This is a genomic window from Pseudomonas sp. TWP3-2 (assembly GCF_049897765.1).
GTDB lineage: Bacteria > Pseudomonadota > Gammaproteobacteria > Pseudomonadales > Pseudomonadaceae > Aquipseudomonas.
In genome coordinates, this window is the sequence record NZ_JAFCWW010000009.1 from 134,750 (window position 1) to 149,037 (window position 14,288).

Sequence of the window (14,288 nt, forward strand, 5' to 3'; positions counted from 1 at the left end):
TTGTTGCTAACACCTGTGTACCCGCCGAGTGAGTGTCAAAAAATTGCGGGCCGCCCAAGAGAGTAGACCATGAGCCAAGGTATTGAATTTAATCGGTTGATGCTGGACATGCGCGCCATGCAAATGGACGCCATGTCTGCGCCGAAATCGGCCGCTGTCCCGGAAATGTCCGGCAGCAGCTTTTCCGACATGCTCGGTCAGGCGATCAACAAAGTCAGCGATACCCAGCAGGCCTCCTCCCAGATGGCCAATGCGTTCGAAATCGGTAAAAGCGGCGTCGATCTGACGGACGTGATGATTTCCTCGCAGAAAGCCAGCGTGTCGTTTCAAGCGCTGACCCAAGTACGCAACAAGCTGGTTCAGGCGTATCAAGACATCATGCAGATGCCGGTATAAGGACGAGATTGAGTCATGGCAGAAGCAGTCGCCGATAACGTTCCGGCCAAGGCCACCCCGATTGACGGCAAACCGCCGCTTTTCGGCCTGTCCTTCCTGGAAAACCTCTCCGAGATGACCGTGCTGCGTCAGGTTGGCCTGTTGGTCGGCCTGGCTGCGAGCGTGGCGATTGGCTTTGCCGTGGTGCTGTGGTCGCAGCAGCCGGATTACCGTCCTCTGTACGGTAGCCTGGCCGGGATGGACGCCAAGCAGGTCATGGATACCCTGGCCGCCGCCGACATTCCCTACACCGTCGAACCGAACTCCGGTGCCTTGCTGGTCAAGGCCGATGACCTGTCCCGTGCGCGGCTCAAGCTCGCGGCCGCTGGTGTCACTCCCAGCGATGGCAATATCGGTTTTGAAATCCTCGACAAGGAACAGGGTCTGGGCACCAGCCAGTTCATGGAAGCGACCCGTTATCGTCGCGGCCTCGAAGGTGAACTGGCGCGCACCATCTCCAGCCTGAACAACGTCAAGGGCGCGCGCGTGCATTTGGCGATTCCGAAGAGTTCGGTGTTCGTGCGTGACGAGCGCAAGCCGAGTGCTTCGGTATTGGTCGAGCTGTACTCCGGTCGTTCGCTGGAGCCGGGCCAGGTGGTGGCGATCATCAACCTGGTCGCAACCTCGGTTCCCGAGTTGAGCAAATCGCAGATCACCGTCGTCGATCAGAAGGGCACGCTGCTCTCGGATCAGGCGGAAAACTCCGAAATGACCATGGCCGGCAAGCAGTTCGATTACAGCCGCCGCATGGAAAGCATGCTCACCCAGCGCGTACACAACATTCTGCAACCGGTACTGGGTAACGATCGCTACAAGGCTGAAGTCTCGGCCGATGTCGATTTCAGCGCCGTCGAATCGACTGCCGAGCAGTTCAACCCGGATCAACCGGCGTTGCGCAGCGAACAGTCGGTCAACGAACAGCGCACCGCCAGCAATGGCCCGCAAGGCGTGCCGGGTGCTCTGAGCAACCAGCCGCCAGCGCCAGCCTCGGCCCCGCAAACCACCGGTGGCGCAGCCGCGCCGGCGAGCATGGTGCAACCGGGTCAGCCACTGGTCGATGCCAACGGTCAGCAGATCATGGACCCGGCCACCGGCCAGCCAATGCTCGCGCCGTACCCGGCAGACAAGCGTCAACAATCCACCAAGAACTTCGAGCTCGACCGTTCCATCAGCCACACCAAACAGCAGCAGGGTCGCCTGAATCGTCTGTCGGTGTCGGTTGTTGTCGACGATCAGGTCAAGGTCAACGCAGCCAACGGCGAGACTACGCGTGCGCCGTGGACCACCGACGAATTGGCGCGCTTCACTCGTCTGGTGCAGGACGCCGTCGGTTTCGACGCCAGCCGTGGCGACAGCGTCAGCGTGATCAACATGCCGTTCTCCGCCGAACGCGGCGAAGTGATCGCCGATATTCCGTTCTATTCCCAGCCATGGTTCTGGGACATCGTCAAACAAGTGCTGGGTGTGTTGTTCATCCTCGTGCTGGTGTTCGGCGTGCTGCGTCCGGTGCTCAACAACATCACCGGCGGCGGCAAATCCAAGGAGCTGGCCGGTTTGGGCGGCGACATGGAACTGGGCGGCATGGGCGGTCTGGACGGCGAACTGTCGAATGATCGCGTAAGCCTCGGCGGCCCGACCAGCATCTTGCTGCCGAGCCCGAGCGAAGGCTATGACGCACAGTTGAACGCAATCAAGAGTCTGGTGGCAGAAGATCCGGGTCGTGTGGCCCAGGTCGTGAAAGAGTGGATTAACGCAGATGAGTGATAACCGAGCCGCCGTCGCCAAATTGTCCCGGGTCGATAAAGCCGCGATTCTGCTGCTGTCCCTGGGTTCGACCGACGCCGCCCAAGTGCTGCGCCACATGGGCCCCAAAGAGGTTCAGCGTGTCGGTGTGGCGATGGCCCAAATGGGCAACGTCCACCGCGAGCAGGTCGAGCAGGTGATGAGCGAGTTCGTCGACATCGTCGGCGACCAGACCAGCCTCGGGGTCGGCTCCGACGACTACGTGCGCAAAATGCTCACTCAGGCCTTGGGCGAAGACAAGGCCAACGGCCTGATCGACCGGATTCTGCTGGGTGGCAACACCAGCGGTCTGGACAGCCTGAAGTGGATGGAACCGCGTGCCGTGGCGGACGTGATCCGTTACGAGCACCCGCAGATTCAAGCCATCGTCGTCGCGTACCTCGACCCGGATCAGGCCGGTGAAGTGCTCGGCAACTTCGACCACAAAGTGCGTCTGGACATCATCCTGCGCGTTTCGTCGTTGAACACCGTGCAGCCTGCCGCGCTGAAAGAGTTGAACCAGATTCTCGAGAAGCAGTTCTCCGGCAACTCGAATGCCTCGCGCACCACCCTGGGTGGCATCAAGCGTGCGGCGGACATCATGAACTTCCTCGACAGCTCCATCGAAGGTCAGCTCATGGACTCGATCCGCGAAGTCGACGAAGACCTGTCCGGTCAGATCGAAGACCTCATGTTCGTGTTCAACAACCTCGCCGATGTCGACGACCGTGGCATTCAGGCGTTGCTGCGCGAAGTGTCCTCGGACGTGCTGGTGCTGGCCCTCAAGGGTTCGGACGAAGGCGTCAAAGAAAAGATCTTCAAGAACATGTCCAAACGTGCGGCCGAACTGTTGCGCGACGACCTCGAGGCCAAAGGCCCGGTGCGCGTCAGCGACGTCGAAACCGCGCAGAAGGAAATCCTCACCATCGCCCGCCGTATGGCCGAAGCCGGAGAAATCGTGCTCGGTGGCAAGGGCGGCGAGGAAATGATCTAAGCCCATGGACAAGCACGACGACGATGTGACGGATCTGATCCGTGCCCGCGATGTCCGCGGTTTCGAAACCTGGGCCATCCCCAGCTTCGATCCGCCGAAACCCGAACCTGAGCCGGAACCCGAGCCTGAACCGCCGGAAATGGAAGAAGTGCCGCTGGAAGAAGTCCAGCCACTGACCCTGGAAGAACTCGAAAGCATCCGTCAGGAGGCTTACAACGAGGGCTTTGCTACCGGCGAAAAAGAAGGTTTTCACAGCACCACTTTGAAGGTGCGCCAGGAAGCCGAAGTGGCGCTGGCGGCGAAAGTAGCCAGCCTCGAGCAACTGATGGCGAACCTGTTCGAGCCAATTGCCGAGCAAGACACGCAGATCGAAAAATCGCTGGTCGACCTCGTGCAGCACATCACCAAACAGGTGATTCAGCGCGAACTGGCCATCGACTCGACGCAGATCGAACACGTCATGCGCGACGCCCTCAAGCTGCTGCCGCTGGGCGTGGGCAACGTGCGGCTGTACGTCAATCCGCAGGATTTCGAGCAGGTCAAAGCCCTGCGCGAACGCCATGAGGAAACCTGGCGCATCGTTGAAGACGAAGCCTTGCTGCCGGGCGGTTGCCGGGTCGAAACCGAGCACAGCCGGATCGACGCGAGCATCGAAACCCGCGTCAGCCAGGTCATGGCCAAGCTGTTCGATCAGTTGCATGAACAGGCTTTGCACCCGGCCGAGCCGGACCTGAGCCTGGAATTGCCTGAAGCCGTCAAACCGGCTGCCATCGCCGAAGAGCCGCTCGCGGACCAAGCCGATGCGCCTTGAACGCACCAGTTTCGCCAAGCGCCTGGGCAGTTACGCCGAGGCCGTCGAAATAGCTGCTGCGCCGATTCTCGAAGGGCGCCTGCTACGCATGGTCGGCCTGACCCTCGAAGCCGAAGGCCTGCGCGCCGCCATGGGCACGCGCTGCATGGTGATCAACGACGACAGCTATCACCCTTCGCAGGTTGAAGCCGAAGTCATGGGCTTCTCCGGCAACAAAGTCTTCCTGATGCCGGTTGGTAGCGTCGCCGGTATCGCCCCCGGCGCCCGTGTGGTGCCAATGGTCGACACCGGTCGCTTGCCGATGGGCATGAGCATGCTCGGTCGCGTACTCGACGGCGCCGGTCGCGCGCTGGACGGCAAGGGCGGCATGAAAGCCGAAGACTGGGTGCCGATGGACGGCCCGACGATCAACCCGCTCAACCGTGATCCGATCAGCGAGCCGCTGGACGTGGGCATTCGTTCGATCAACGGTTTGTTGACGGTCGGTCGCGGTCAGCGTCTCGGTCTGTTCGCCGGTACTGGCGTGGGTAAATCGGTATTGCTGGGCATGATGACGCGCTTCACCGAGGCCGACATTATCGTCGTCGGGCTGATCGGTGAGCGCGGTCGCGAAGTCAAGGAATTCATCGAGCACATCCTCGGTGAAGAAGGCCTCAAGCGCTCCGTCGTCGTGGCGTCGCCTGCGGACGATGCGCCGCTGATGCGTCTGCGTGCGGCGATGTATTGCACGCGCATCGCCGAGTATTTCCGCGACAAGGGCAAGAACGTCCTGTTGCTGATGGATTCGCTGACCCGTTTCGCTCAGGCGCAGCGGGAAATCGCGTTGGCCATCGGCGAACCACCAGCGACCAAGGGTTACCCGCCGTCGGTGTTCGCCAAACTGCCGAAACTGGTGGAGCGCGCCGGTAATGCGGAGAAGGGCGGGGGTTCGATTACCGCGTTCTACACCGTGTTGTCCGAGGGCGACGACCAGCAGGACCCGATTGCCGATGCTGCGCGAGGCGTGCTCGACGGACATATCGTGTTGTCGCGGCGTCTGGCCGAAGAAGGTCACTATCCGGCCATCGATATCGAAGCGTCGATCAGCCGGGTCATGCCGGCGGTGGTCTCGGCCGAGCATATGCGGCGCGCGCAATACTTCAAACAACTGTGGTCGCGCTATCAACAGAGTCGCGACCTGATCAGCGTGGGCGCCTATGTCGCTGGCGGTGATCGCGAGACCGATCTGGCGATTTCCCTGCAACCGCAGTTGGTGCGCTACCTGCGCCAAGGCCTGAACGATAAGATCAGCCTGGGCGAGAGCGAGGCTTACCTCGAAACGATTTTCGCGCCTGCGGCCGGCGGGTAACCGGTCATGGCCCTGAGCCGCGCTGCACGTCTGGCACCGGTGGTGGACATGGCTGAAAAGGCCGAGAAAACCGCCGTGCTGCGCCTCGGTCATTTCCAGGGCCAGGTCAAGGTTGCCGAAAGCAAACTCGCCGACCTCAACGCCTTTCGTCTGGATTACTCGGAACAGTGGATCGTACGCGGCAGCACTGGCGTGTCCGGCCAATGGCTGCTGGGTTTTCAGGGCTTTCTCGCGCAACTCGACACTGCCGTCGATCAGCAGCGGCAAAGCCTGCAATGGCATCAAAACAACCTCGACAAGGCGCGTGATGCCTGGCAACAGGCGTTCGCCCGCGTCGAAGGCTTGCGCAAACTGGTCCAGCGCTACCGCGACGAAGCGCAGCGCGCCGAAGACAAGCGCGAGCAGAAGCTGCTCGACGAATTATCCCAGCGCCTGCCACGGCGTGATGTTTTTTGATCTTGCTTGCTCCTTGCCCCAACCCATACCAGGTGCTAAACCTTGTACAGGTTTGTTCATGACAAGGAAGCCAGACAATGTCAGTCGTTACAGAAGTATCTGCGGATGGGCAAAAACTGACGATTTCGGTCAAGGGTCGATTCGATTTCGGTCGCCATCAGGAATTTCGCGAGTCCTACGAGCGACTCAATAAAAAACCTGAATCTATCGTCGTCGACCTGAAAGAGGCCACCTACCTCGACAGCTCGGCGCTGGGCATGCTGCTGTTGCTGCGTGACCATGCTGGCGGCGACGACTCGGATGTGCAGGTGATCAACAGCAACTCCGACGTGCGCAAGATTCTCGCCATCTCCAATTTCGACAAACTCTTCGACATCAGTTGACAACCATGCAGGCGCAAGAGCCGCTGACGATCCTGATTGCCGAGGACAGTGCTGCCGACCGCTTGCTGTTGTCGACCATCGTCCGTCGTCAGGGGCATTCGGTGCTGACAGCGGCCAATGGCGCCGAAGCGGTCGAACTGTTCCGCAGTCAGCAACCGCAGCTGGTGTTGATGGACGCGATGATGCCGGTGATGGATGGCTTCGAAGCGGCGCGCCAGATCAAGGCGCTGGCCGGCGAAACCCTGGTGCCGATCATCTTCCTCACCTCGCTGACCGAAAGCGAAGCGTTGGCCCGGTGTCTGGATGCCGGTGGTGACGACTTTTTGGCGAAGCCCTATAACCAGGTGATCCTGTCCGCCAAAATCAAGGCGATGGATCGCTTGCGTCGCTTGCAGGCGACGGTGCTGCAACAGCGCGACCTGATCGCCAGGCACCATGACTATTTGCTCAATGAGCAACGTGTCGCTAAAGCGGTATTCGACAAAGTCGCGCACTCCGGTTGCCTGAGCGCGCCGAACATCCGCTACCTGCAATCGCCCTATGCGCTGTTCAACGGCGATCTGCTGCTGGCGGCCTACACCCCGGCGGGTGATATGCACGTGCTGCTCGGCGATTTCACTGGCCACGGTCTGCCGGCGGCGGTCGGTGCCATGCCGCTGGCGGAGGTGTTCTACGGCATGACCGCCAAGGGCTACGGCCTGGCGGAAACCCTGCGCGAGATGAACGCCAAGCTCAAGCGCATTTTGCCGGTCGATATGTTCTGTTGTGCGACGCTGCTGTGTCTGAGTGTTCAACGGCGATCGGTCGAGGTGTGGAACGGTGGCATGCCCGACGGCTACTTGCATCGTATCGCCACGGGAGAGCGCACACCGCTGGCGGCGCGGCACTTGCCGCTTGGCGTACTGAGCCCGCAGATGTTTGACGATCGCACCGAAGTGCACTCGATGGCGGCGGGGGATCGGGTGTTTTTGTTGTCCGACGGGGTTATCGACACCTGTGACGCCAATGACCAGTTGTTTGGTGTCGAGCGTTTACAGCGAGTGTTTGCCGCCAATCGCCAGCCTGAGCGCCTGTTCGAAGAGATCGAGCAGGCATTGCAGGATTTTCGTGGCGAGGCGCGTGACGATGTGAGCATGGTCGAAGTCAGCCTGCTTGACGCGGTGCGGCTCAACCCGTCGGCGCCGGTGTACTCCGACAGCGGCCAGTCGTGTCCGCTGGACTGGTCGGTGAGTTTCGAGTTCCGTGGCGCCACGCTCAAGCGTTTCAACCCGTTGCCGTTCTTGCTGCAACTGATGATGGAAGTCCATGGCCTGCGCGCTCAGAGCGGAGCGCTGTACAGCGTGCTCGCCGAACTCTATTCGAATGCGCTGGAGCATGGCGTGCTCGGTCTGGAATCCAGCCTCAAGCGCGATGCCTCGGGATTCGCCCGCTACTATGAACAACGCAATGCGCGCCTTGAGGCTTTGCAGGATGGTTACGTGCGCGTGCATTTGCAGATCACGCCGCAGGGTGCGGGCGGTTGCCTGGTGGTGCGGGTCGAGGACAGCGGCAAGGGTTTTGATGTGGCGCGCGTGATGGAGCGGCCGCTGGATGGTGTCCGTCTGTCGGGCCGTGGGGTCAGCCTTGTGCGGCAACTGGCCGCAAATGCTGGCTGGTCCGACGATGGTCGCAGTGCCCGCGTGGAGTTTTTCTGGGAAGCTCTGGCATAATCCGCGCATTCTTGATCAAGGAGTGAGCAAGTGGCTGATAAACATGTGGATCGCGACGTGCTCAACACTTTGCGCGAGGTCATGGAGGAGGCTTATCCGGAATTGCTGGATACCTTCCTCGTCGATTCCGACAATCGCCTGCGCGAATTGCAGCAGACGGCCGACGCCGAGGTGTTGTCTTCCGTCGCCCATAGCTTCAAGGGCAGCAGCAGCAATATGGGCGCAACCCGCCTCGCCGAGCTGTGCCAGGAGCTGGAGCAGCACGCGAGAAACAAAAGTCCCTCCGAAATCCTCAAGCTGGTGGCCGACATCCATAGCGAGTTCGGCGAAGTGCGCCCGGTTTATGAGGCTGAACGCCTGCGTTCCCACGCCCATTGAGTCAACCGCCCGGCGCTTTTATACAGCGCCCGGCGAAACTGGCCCGACGCTTGCAGCCATCTCTGGTACCTGTACCTACGATCCCAGTGCAGCGGAGACCGTGTCATGCCTGCAAGTCCCAACATTTTTCTTCAGACCGCCGCCCAGGCCAAGGCGCAAGCCGCCTCTGCCAAACCATCGGCAGTGGCCGCAGAGCCCGGGGACAAGGCTTCCGGCTTCGCTAAGGTGTTCGCCGACCAAGGTCAGAACAAGCCTTCAGTGTCTGCCGACAGTACGCAGAAAACCGCGCGTGACAAGGTTTCTGACGACAGCGGTAAAAAGGATGTCAGCAAGGAACAGTCTGCCGCCTCTGAGCCAGCCGTTGCCGATAGCGGCAATGCCTTGCCCGCCGACAAACCGGCAGCGGTGACTGAAGATAAAACCGCCAGCGACGACTCGACTGATACTGCGCAAACGCCAGTTGCCGACACGGCTCCGGTTGATCCGACGCTGGATCCCGCGCTGATAGCCACCGTGCAGCCGCAGGTCACGCCGCCAGTTGTGTCGGCTCCGGTAGTCGACGCCTCGGCCAAGCCTGAGGTTGAAACACCACTGGTCGCGGTATTGCCGGGGATCGTCAAAGACCCAGCCGCCACTGGCGACAGCGCATTCGATCCCGAGGCTGACCCGCTTGATGCGTTGCCAGCCGTGCGCATGGCGATGGAGCAGAGTGGGCACATCTCCGCTTCCAGCCAGGCGCAGCCCAAAGCTGCCGCCAATCAGGCACAAGCCGACGGTGAATTGACCGCCGCGCAGACCTTTGCCACCGGCATGGCCAGCATGCTCAATGTGCAGGCGGACAAGGACAGCACCAGTCAGGGCGGTGAAAAGGCCTTCAGCGGCTTGCTCGACGATGGCCTGAAGGATCTGAAGTCCGCCACCAGCGACACCCGGGTCGATGACTTCGCCAACCGTCTGGCGGCGCTGACTCAGGCGGCTACGCCGAAAACCGCGAATGCCGTGCCGGTGAATCAGCCGATCGCCATGCATCAGAGTGGCTGGACCGAAGAAGTGGTCAATCGCGTCATGTACCTGTCGAGCGTCAATCTGAAGGCGGCCGATATCCAGTTGCAGCCAGCCGAGCTCGGACGTCTGGATATCCGCGTGAACATGGTTCCGGATCAGCAGACGCAAATCACCTTCATGAGCGCCCATCCGAGCGTGCGTGAAGCCCTCGATGGCCAGATGCATCGGCTACGCGACATGTTTGTCCAACAGGGCATGGGCCAGGTTGACGTCAACGTTGCCGATCAGGGGCGTGGCTGGCAGGGCCAGGAACAGGCGCAGCAGGGGCAGGGTGGTCGCACCAGCGCTTCCGGCGGTCGTCTGGATTCGGCCGATGAAGAATTGGCGGCGGCCAGCGTGGCTGAAGCTGCTGCGCAGACCACCAGCGTCATTGGTTCCAGCGCCGTCGATTATTACGCCTGATTCAAAACAGCCATAAAAACCTGTGGGAGCTGCGGTGCGACGACTCGACTTGCCAGCGATGGCGGCGGCACATTCAACATCAATGTGTCAGACCCATCGCTATCGCTGGCAAGTCGAGTCGTCGCACCGCAGCTCCCACAGGTCTCGCATCGTTCCGCCGATCCCTCTCCTCCTATCCTCGAACACTTCTGGCATAACACTTGCTCTTGCCTAGCCGTGCGACTGTGAAAACCCGATTAGTGACGGATTATTGGCATGGCGAAGAGCGAAGCAGCACCAGCGGTAAAAGACCCGGCAACCAAAGGCAAACTCAAGATGATCATCGTGATCGTGCTGGGGTTGCTGCTGGCGATCGGCGCGTCCGTGGGGGCGACCTGGTTCTTCATGCACAGCGCTCAGAGTAAACCGGCCGAAGCAGCCGAGGCAGGCCCGGTAGGCAAGCAGCCAGCGATTTTCGAGCCGATGGCTCCGGCCTTCGTGGCCAACTACACGCAGAACGGGCGTCAGCGTTACATGCAGGTGAGCATCACCATGCTCGGGCGCAATCAGGCTGATCTGGAAGCGCTCAAAGTGCACATGCCGGTGATCCGCAACAACCTGGTCATGCTCTTCTCCGGTCAGGATTTCGCCACATTGGCGACGCCGGTCGGTCAGGAGATGTTGCGCCAGAAGGCTACAGCGAGCGTGCAGGAAGTGGCGCAGAAAGAGCTGGGCAAAGTGGTGATCGAACAGTTGCTTTTCACTAATTTCGTACTGCAGTAGGAACACGACATGGCCGTGCAGGATCTGCTGTCCCAGGATGAAATCGATGCGTTGCTGCATGGCGTCGACGATGGTCTGGTACAGACCGATAACGCTGCCGAACCCGGCAGTGTCAAAAGCTACGACCTGACCAGCCAGGATCGCATCGTCCGCGGACGCATGCCGACTCTGGAAATGATCAACGAGCGTTTCGCCCGTTACACCCGCATCAGCATGTTCAACATGCTGCGCCGCTCGGCGGACGTTGCTGTCGGTGGCGTGCAGGTGATGAAGTTCGGCGAATACGTGCACTCGCTGTACGTGCCGACCAGCCTCAACCTGGTCAAGATCAAACCGTTGCGCGGCACCGCGCTGTTCATTCTGGACGCCAAACTGGTGTTCAAACTGGTGGACAACTTTTTTGGCGGCGACGGCCGTCACGCGAAGATCGAAGGGCGTGAATTCACCCCGACCGAACTGCGTGTAGTGCGCATGGTGCTGGAGCAGGCGTTCGTCGATTTGAAAGAAGCCTGGCAGGCGATCATGGAAGTCAACTTCGAGTACATCAACTCGGAAGTGAACCCGGCCATGGCCAACATCGTCGGCCCGAGCGAAGCAATTGTGGTTTCGACCTTCCACATCGAACTCGATGGCGGTGGCGGCGATCTGCACGTGACCATGCCGTACTCGATGATCGAGCCGGTACGCGAAATGCTCGACGCCGGTTTCCAGTCCGATCTCGACGATCAGGACGAGCGCTGGGTCAACGCCCTGCGCCAGGACGTGCTCGACGTCGATGTACCGATTGGTGCCACCGTTGCTCGTCGTCAGCTCAAGCTGCGCGACATCCTGCACATGCAGCCGGGGGATGTGATCCCGGTCGAGATGCCGGAAGAAATGATCATGCGCGCCAACGGCGTGCCGGCCTTCAAGGTCAAGATGGGCTCGCACAAAGGCAACCTCGCGTTGCAAGTGATCGAGCCGATCGAGCGTCGCTGAAGCGGCGCAACACCCCCTACGCATTTAACTGAATTGTTGCCCGCCGAGGACACACGATGAACGACGATATGAACGCCCAGGACGACCAGGCTCTGGCTGATGAATGGGCTGCTGCCCTGGAAGAAACCGGCGACGGCCAATCCGAAATCGACGCACTGCTGGCCGCCGACGCATCCAGCGGTTCGCGTATGCCAATGGAAGAGTTCGGCAGCGTGCCGAAGAACAACGATCCGGTGACCCTTGATGGCCCGAACCTGGATGTGATTCTCGACATTCCGGTATCGATCTCGATGGAAGTCGGCAGCACCGACATCAACATCCGCAACCTGCTGCAACTCAACCAGGGTTCGGTGATCGAGCTCGATCGTCTGGCCGGTGAGCCGCTCGATGTGCTGGTCAACGGCACGCTGATCGCGCACGGCGAAGTGGTTGTGGTCAACGAGAAGTTCGGCATCCGCCTGACTGACGTGATCAGCCCAAGCGAACGCATCAAGAAGCTGCGCTGAGTGAAAAAGCTTCTCGGTTGTGTGCTCGGCGCAGTGCTGGCGTTGCCGTTCAGTGTGCTGGCGGCCGACCCGGCTGCCAGCGCCACGGCTGCGGCTGCCGCCGTTCCCGCCGTCAGCGGTAGCGTCGCCGGGCAACTGACTCAACTGGTGTTGGGGCTGTTGCTGGTCGTGGGGTTGATCTTCTTCCTCGCCTGGCTGATGCGCCGCGTGCAGCAGGCCGGGCCTGCGGGCAAAGGCCAGGTGATCGATCTGATCGCCTCGCGTGCACTCGGTCCGCGTGACCGTTTGCTGCTGGTGCAGGTCGGCAACGAGCAGATTCTGCTCGGTCTGAGTCCGGGCACCATCACCGCGCTGCATGTGCTCAAGGAGCCGGTCGTGGTACCGAGCACCCCTGAAAAAGCGACCCCGGAATTTGCCCAGCATCTGTTGAAGATTCTCGGCAAGGATCAAAAGGATACGAAGTAATGGGTGCGTTGCGCATCGTCTTGACCCTGGCCCTGATGCTGGCCGCGCCGCTGGCACTGGCCGCCGATCCGTTGCAGATTCCGGCGATCACGCTGGGCACCAACGCCAGCGGCGCGCAGGAATATTCGGTCAGCTTGCAGATCCTGCTGATCATGACCGCCCTGAGCTTCATTCCGGCGGCCGTGATCCTGATGACCAGTTTCACGCGGATCATCATCGTGTTCTCGATTCTGCGTCAGGCCCTCGGCCTGCAACAGACGCCGTCGAACCAGATCCTCACGGGCATGGCGCTGTTCCTGACGATGTTCATCATGGCGCCGGTGTTCGACCGGGTGAACAACGATGCGCTGCAACCGTATCTGGCGGAAAAACTCACCGCGCAGCAAGCGGTGGAAAAAGCTCAGGTGCCGATCAAGGACTTCATGCTCGCGCAGACCCGCTCCAGCGATCTGGAGCTGTTCATGCGCCTGTCCAAGCGTACCGACATCGCCACTCCGGACGCGGCGCCGCTGACCATTCTGGTGCCAGCCTTCGTCACCTCCGAACTTAAAACCGCGTTTCAGATCGGCTTCATGATCTTCATCCCGTTCCTGATCATCGACCTGGTGGTCGCGAGCGTGCTGATGGCGATGGGTATGATGATGCTCTCGCCGCTGATCATTTCCCTGCCGTTCAAAATCATGCTGTTCGTGCTGGTGGATGGCTGGGCGCTGATCATCGGCACCCTGGCCAGCAGTTTCGGAGGTGTTTCGCCATGACGCCAGAAGTCGCCGTCGATATCTTTCGTGAAGCCTTGTGGCTGACCACCATGATGGTGGCGATTCTGGTAGTGCCGAGCTTGCTGGTGGGTCTGTTGGTGTCGATGTTTCAGGCGGCCACGCAGATCAACGAACAGACCCTGAGCTTCCTGCCGCGTCTGCTGGTGATGCTGGTGAGCCTGATCGTCGCCGGCCCATGGATGGTGCAGACCTTCATGGAGTACATCATCCAGTTGTACAAAAACATTCCGCTGGTGATCGGCTAAGCCATGCAGTCGCTGTTGCAGTTGACCGACACTCAGATCAGTACCTGGGTGGCGAGTTTCATGTTGCCGCTGTTTCGCATCGGCTCGCTGCTGATGGTCATGCCGGTCTTCGGCACTACCCTCGTACCGAAACGCGTGCGTCTGTATCTGGCGCTGGCGATCACTGTGGTGATCACGCCGGGTTTGCCGCCGATGCCTGCGGTGAGTCCGCTGGATCTGAGCGGGTTGCTGCTGATTGCCGAGCAGATTCTGATCGGCGCATTGCTTGGCTTTTCTCTCCAGCTGTTTTTCCAGGCGTTCGCCATCGCCGGGCAGATCGTTGCGGTGCAGATGGGTATGGGCTTCGCGTCGATGATCGACCCTACCAACGGCGTATCGGTGGCAGTGATCGGGCAGTTCTTCACCATGCTGGTGACCCTGCTGTTTCTGTCGATGAACGGCCATCTGGTGGTGTTCGAGGTCATCACCGAGAGCTTCACCACCCTGCCGGTCGGCAGTGGCCTGACGGTCACGCATTATTGGGACGTGGCCACTAAACTCGGCTGGGTGCTTGGCGCTTCACTGTTGCTGGTTTTGCCTGCGGTGACTGCACTGCTGGTGATCAACATCGCGTTTGGCGTGATGACTCGCGCCGCGCCGCAACTGAATATTTTCTCCATCGGTTTCCCGCTGACCCTGGTGCTCGGGCTGTTCATTGTCTGGGTGGGGCTGGCGGATATTCTCAATCAGTACCAACCGCTGGCCACCGAGGCTTTGCAGTGGTTACGCGAACTGGCACGGGCGCGCTGAG

Annotated in this window: 17 protein-coding genes; all 17 read left to right on the top strand. The window is 60.6% G+C overall.

The window, feature by feature from the left end; translation table 11 throughout:
* Positions 1-69 precede the first annotated feature (69 nt).
* The 17 genes from fliE (at position 70) to fliR (ending at position 14,287) form a co-directional block, all read left to right on the top strand.
* Complete coding sequence (gene fliE / locus ACP7EE_RS15690; protein ID WP_420647970.1) at positions 70-396, top strand: flagellar hook-basal body complex protein FliE; 327 nt, start codon at positions 70-72, stop codon at positions 394-396.
* A gap of 15 nt (positions 397-411) precedes the next feature.
* Positions 412-2,199: a flagellar basal-body MS-ring/collar protein FliF gene (gene fliF / locus ACP7EE_RS15695; protein ID WP_420647971.1), complete on the top strand. Its 1,788-nt coding sequence runs from the start codon at positions 412-414 to the stop codon at positions 2,197-2,199.
* Positions 2,192-3,211, top strand: a complete 1,020-nt coding sequence (fliG, locus tag ACP7EE_RS15700) for a flagellar motor switch protein FliG (protein WP_007958288.1) — start codon at positions 2,192-2,194, stop codon at positions 3,209-3,211. Before fliF ends, fliG begins: the two co-directional genes overlap by 8 nt.
* A gap of 4 nt (positions 3,212-3,215) precedes the next feature.
* Complete coding sequence (fliH, locus tag ACP7EE_RS15705; protein WP_420647972.1) at positions 3,216-4,022, top strand: flagellar assembly protein FliH; 807 nt, start codon at positions 3,216-3,218, stop codon at positions 4,020-4,022.
* Positions 4,012-5,370 (top strand): flagellar protein export ATPase FliI, encoded by a 1,359-nt coding sequence (gene fliI / locus ACP7EE_RS15710; RefSeq protein WP_420647973.1) that lies wholly within the window; start codon positions 4,012-4,014, stop codon positions 5,368-5,370. Before fliH ends, fliI begins: the two co-directional genes overlap by 11 nt.
* Positions 5,371-5,376: 6 nt before the next feature.
* Positions 5,377-5,826, top strand: a complete 450-nt coding sequence (fliJ, locus tag ACP7EE_RS15715) for a flagellar export protein FliJ (RefSeq protein WP_420647974.1) — start codon at positions 5,377-5,379, stop codon at positions 5,824-5,826.
* 77 nt (positions 5,827-5,903) lie between these two features.
* The gene (locus ACP7EE_RS15720; RefSeq protein ID WP_420647975.1) at positions 5,904-6,209 is read left to right on the top strand and encodes an STAS domain-containing protein; all 306 of its coding nucleotides are present in this window, start codon (positions 5,904-5,906) and stop codon (positions 6,207-6,209) included.
* A gap of 5 nt (positions 6,210-6,214) precedes the next feature.
* Positions 6,215-7,918 carry an ATP-binding SpoIIE family protein phosphatase gene (locus tag ACP7EE_RS15725; protein WP_426235116.1) on the top strand — a complete coding sequence of 568 codons (1,704 nt, stop codon included), beginning with the start codon at positions 6,215-6,217 and terminating at the stop codon, positions 7,916-7,918.
* A 30-nt stretch (positions 7,919-7,948) separates the two neighbouring features.
* The gene (locus ACP7EE_RS15730; RefSeq protein ID WP_426235118.1) at positions 7,949-8,296 is read left to right on the top strand and encodes an Hpt domain-containing protein; all 348 of its coding nucleotides are present in this window, start codon (positions 7,949-7,951) and stop codon (positions 8,294-8,296) included.
* Between the two features lie 105 nt (positions 8,297-8,401).
* Complete coding sequence (locus tag ACP7EE_RS15735) at positions 8,402-9,763, top strand: flagellar hook-length control protein FliK (protein WP_426235120.1); 1,362 nt, start codon at positions 8,402-8,404, stop codon at positions 9,761-9,763.
* 255 nt (positions 9,764-10,018) lie between these two features.
* Positions 10,019-10,525 (top strand): flagellar basal body-associated protein FliL, encoded by a 507-nt coding sequence (gene fliL / locus ACP7EE_RS15740; protein WP_426204951.1) that lies wholly within the window; start codon positions 10,019-10,021, stop codon positions 10,523-10,525.
* Positions 10,526-10,534: 9 nt separating this feature from the next.
* A complete protein-coding gene (fliM, locus tag ACP7EE_RS15745; RefSeq protein WP_038363850.1) occupies positions 10,535-11,503 on the top strand; it encodes a flagellar motor switch protein FliM in 969 nt (322 codons plus the stop codon).
* A gap of 56 nt (positions 11,504-11,559) precedes the next feature.
* On the top strand, positions 11,560-12,009 hold the full coding sequence (gene fliN / locus ACP7EE_RS15750) for a flagellar motor switch protein FliN (RefSeq protein WP_426204953.1): 450 nt from the start codon (positions 11,560-11,562) through the stop codon (positions 12,007-12,009).
* On the top strand, positions 12,010-12,474 hold the full coding sequence (gene fliO / locus ACP7EE_RS15755) for a flagellar biosynthetic protein FliO (RefSeq protein ID WP_426235122.1): 465 nt from the start codon (positions 12,010-12,012) through the stop codon (positions 12,472-12,474).
* Entirely contained in the window at positions 12,474-13,232 is a 759-nt protein-coding gene (fliP, locus tag ACP7EE_RS15760; RefSeq protein ID WP_426235124.1) for a flagellar type III secretion system pore protein FliP, read from the top strand. The genes fliO and fliP overlap by 1 nt, the downstream gene beginning before the upstream one ends.
* Positions 13,229-13,498 (top strand): flagellar biosynthesis protein FliQ, encoded by a 270-nt coding sequence (gene fliQ, locus ACP7EE_RS15765; protein WP_420647982.1) that lies wholly within the window; start codon positions 13,229-13,231, stop codon positions 13,496-13,498. The genes fliP and fliQ overlap by 4 nt, the downstream gene beginning before the upstream one ends.
* Before the next feature lie 3 nt (positions 13,499-13,501).
* Positions 13,502-14,287 (top strand): flagellar biosynthetic protein FliR, encoded by a 786-nt coding sequence (fliR, locus tag ACP7EE_RS15770; RefSeq protein ID WP_420647983.1) that lies wholly within the window; start codon positions 13,502-13,504, stop codon positions 14,285-14,287.
* Position 14,288: the final 1 nt, after the last annotated feature.

What these genes read in the sequence shown, in the direction of transcription:
- fliE (WP_420647970.1), top strand. Translation starts at nt 70, where the DNA reads ATGAGCCAAGGTATTGAATTTAATCGGTTGATGCTGGACATGCGCGCC.
- fliF (WP_420647971.1), top strand. Translation starts at nt 412, where the DNA reads ATGGCAGAAGCAGTCGCCGATAACGTTCCGGCCAAGGCCACCCCGATT.
- fliG (WP_007958288.1), top strand. Translation starts at nt 2,192, where the DNA reads ATGAGTGATAACCGAGCCGCCGTCGCCAAATTGTCCCGGGTCGATAAA.
- fliH (WP_420647972.1), top strand. Translation starts at nt 3,216, where the DNA reads ATGGACAAGCACGACGACGATGTGACGGATCTGATCCGTGCCCGCGAT.
- fliI (WP_420647973.1), top strand. Translation starts at nt 4,012, where the DNA reads ATGCGCCTTGAACGCACCAGTTTCGCCAAGCGCCTGGGCAGTTACGCC.
- fliJ (WP_420647974.1), top strand. Translation starts at nt 5,377, where the DNA reads ATGGCCCTGAGCCGCGCTGCACGTCTGGCACCGGTGGTGGACATGGCT.
- ACP7EE_RS15720 (WP_420647975.1), top strand. Translation starts at nt 5,904, where the DNA reads ATGTCAGTCGTTACAGAAGTATCTGCGGATGGGCAAAAACTGACGATT.
- ACP7EE_RS15725 (WP_426235116.1), top strand. Translation starts at nt 6,215, where the DNA reads ATGCAGGCGCAAGAGCCGCTGACGATCCTGATTGCCGAGGACAGTGCT.
- ACP7EE_RS15735 (WP_426235120.1), top strand. Translation starts at nt 8,402, where the DNA reads ATGCCTGCAAGTCCCAACATTTTTCTTCAGACCGCCGCCCAGGCCAAG.
- fliL (WP_426204951.1), top strand. Translation starts at nt 10,019, where the DNA reads ATGGCGAAGAGCGAAGCAGCACCAGCGGTAAAAGACCCGGCAACCAAA.
- fliM (WP_038363850.1), top strand. Translation starts at nt 10,535, where the DNA reads ATGGCCGTGCAGGATCTGCTGTCCCAGGATGAAATCGATGCGTTGCTG.
- fliN (WP_426204953.1), top strand. Translation starts at nt 11,560, where the DNA reads ATGAACGACGATATGAACGCCCAGGACGACCAGGCTCTGGCTGATGAA.
- fliP (WP_426235124.1), top strand. Translation starts at nt 12,474, where the DNA reads ATGGGTGCGTTGCGCATCGTCTTGACCCTGGCCCTGATGCTGGCCGCG.
- fliQ (WP_420647982.1), top strand. Translation starts at nt 13,229, where the DNA reads ATGACGCCAGAAGTCGCCGTCGATATCTTTCGTGAAGCCTTGTGGCTG.
- fliR (WP_420647983.1), top strand. Translation starts at nt 13,502, where the DNA reads ATGCAGTCGCTGTTGCAGTTGACCGACACTCAGATCAGTACCTGGGTG.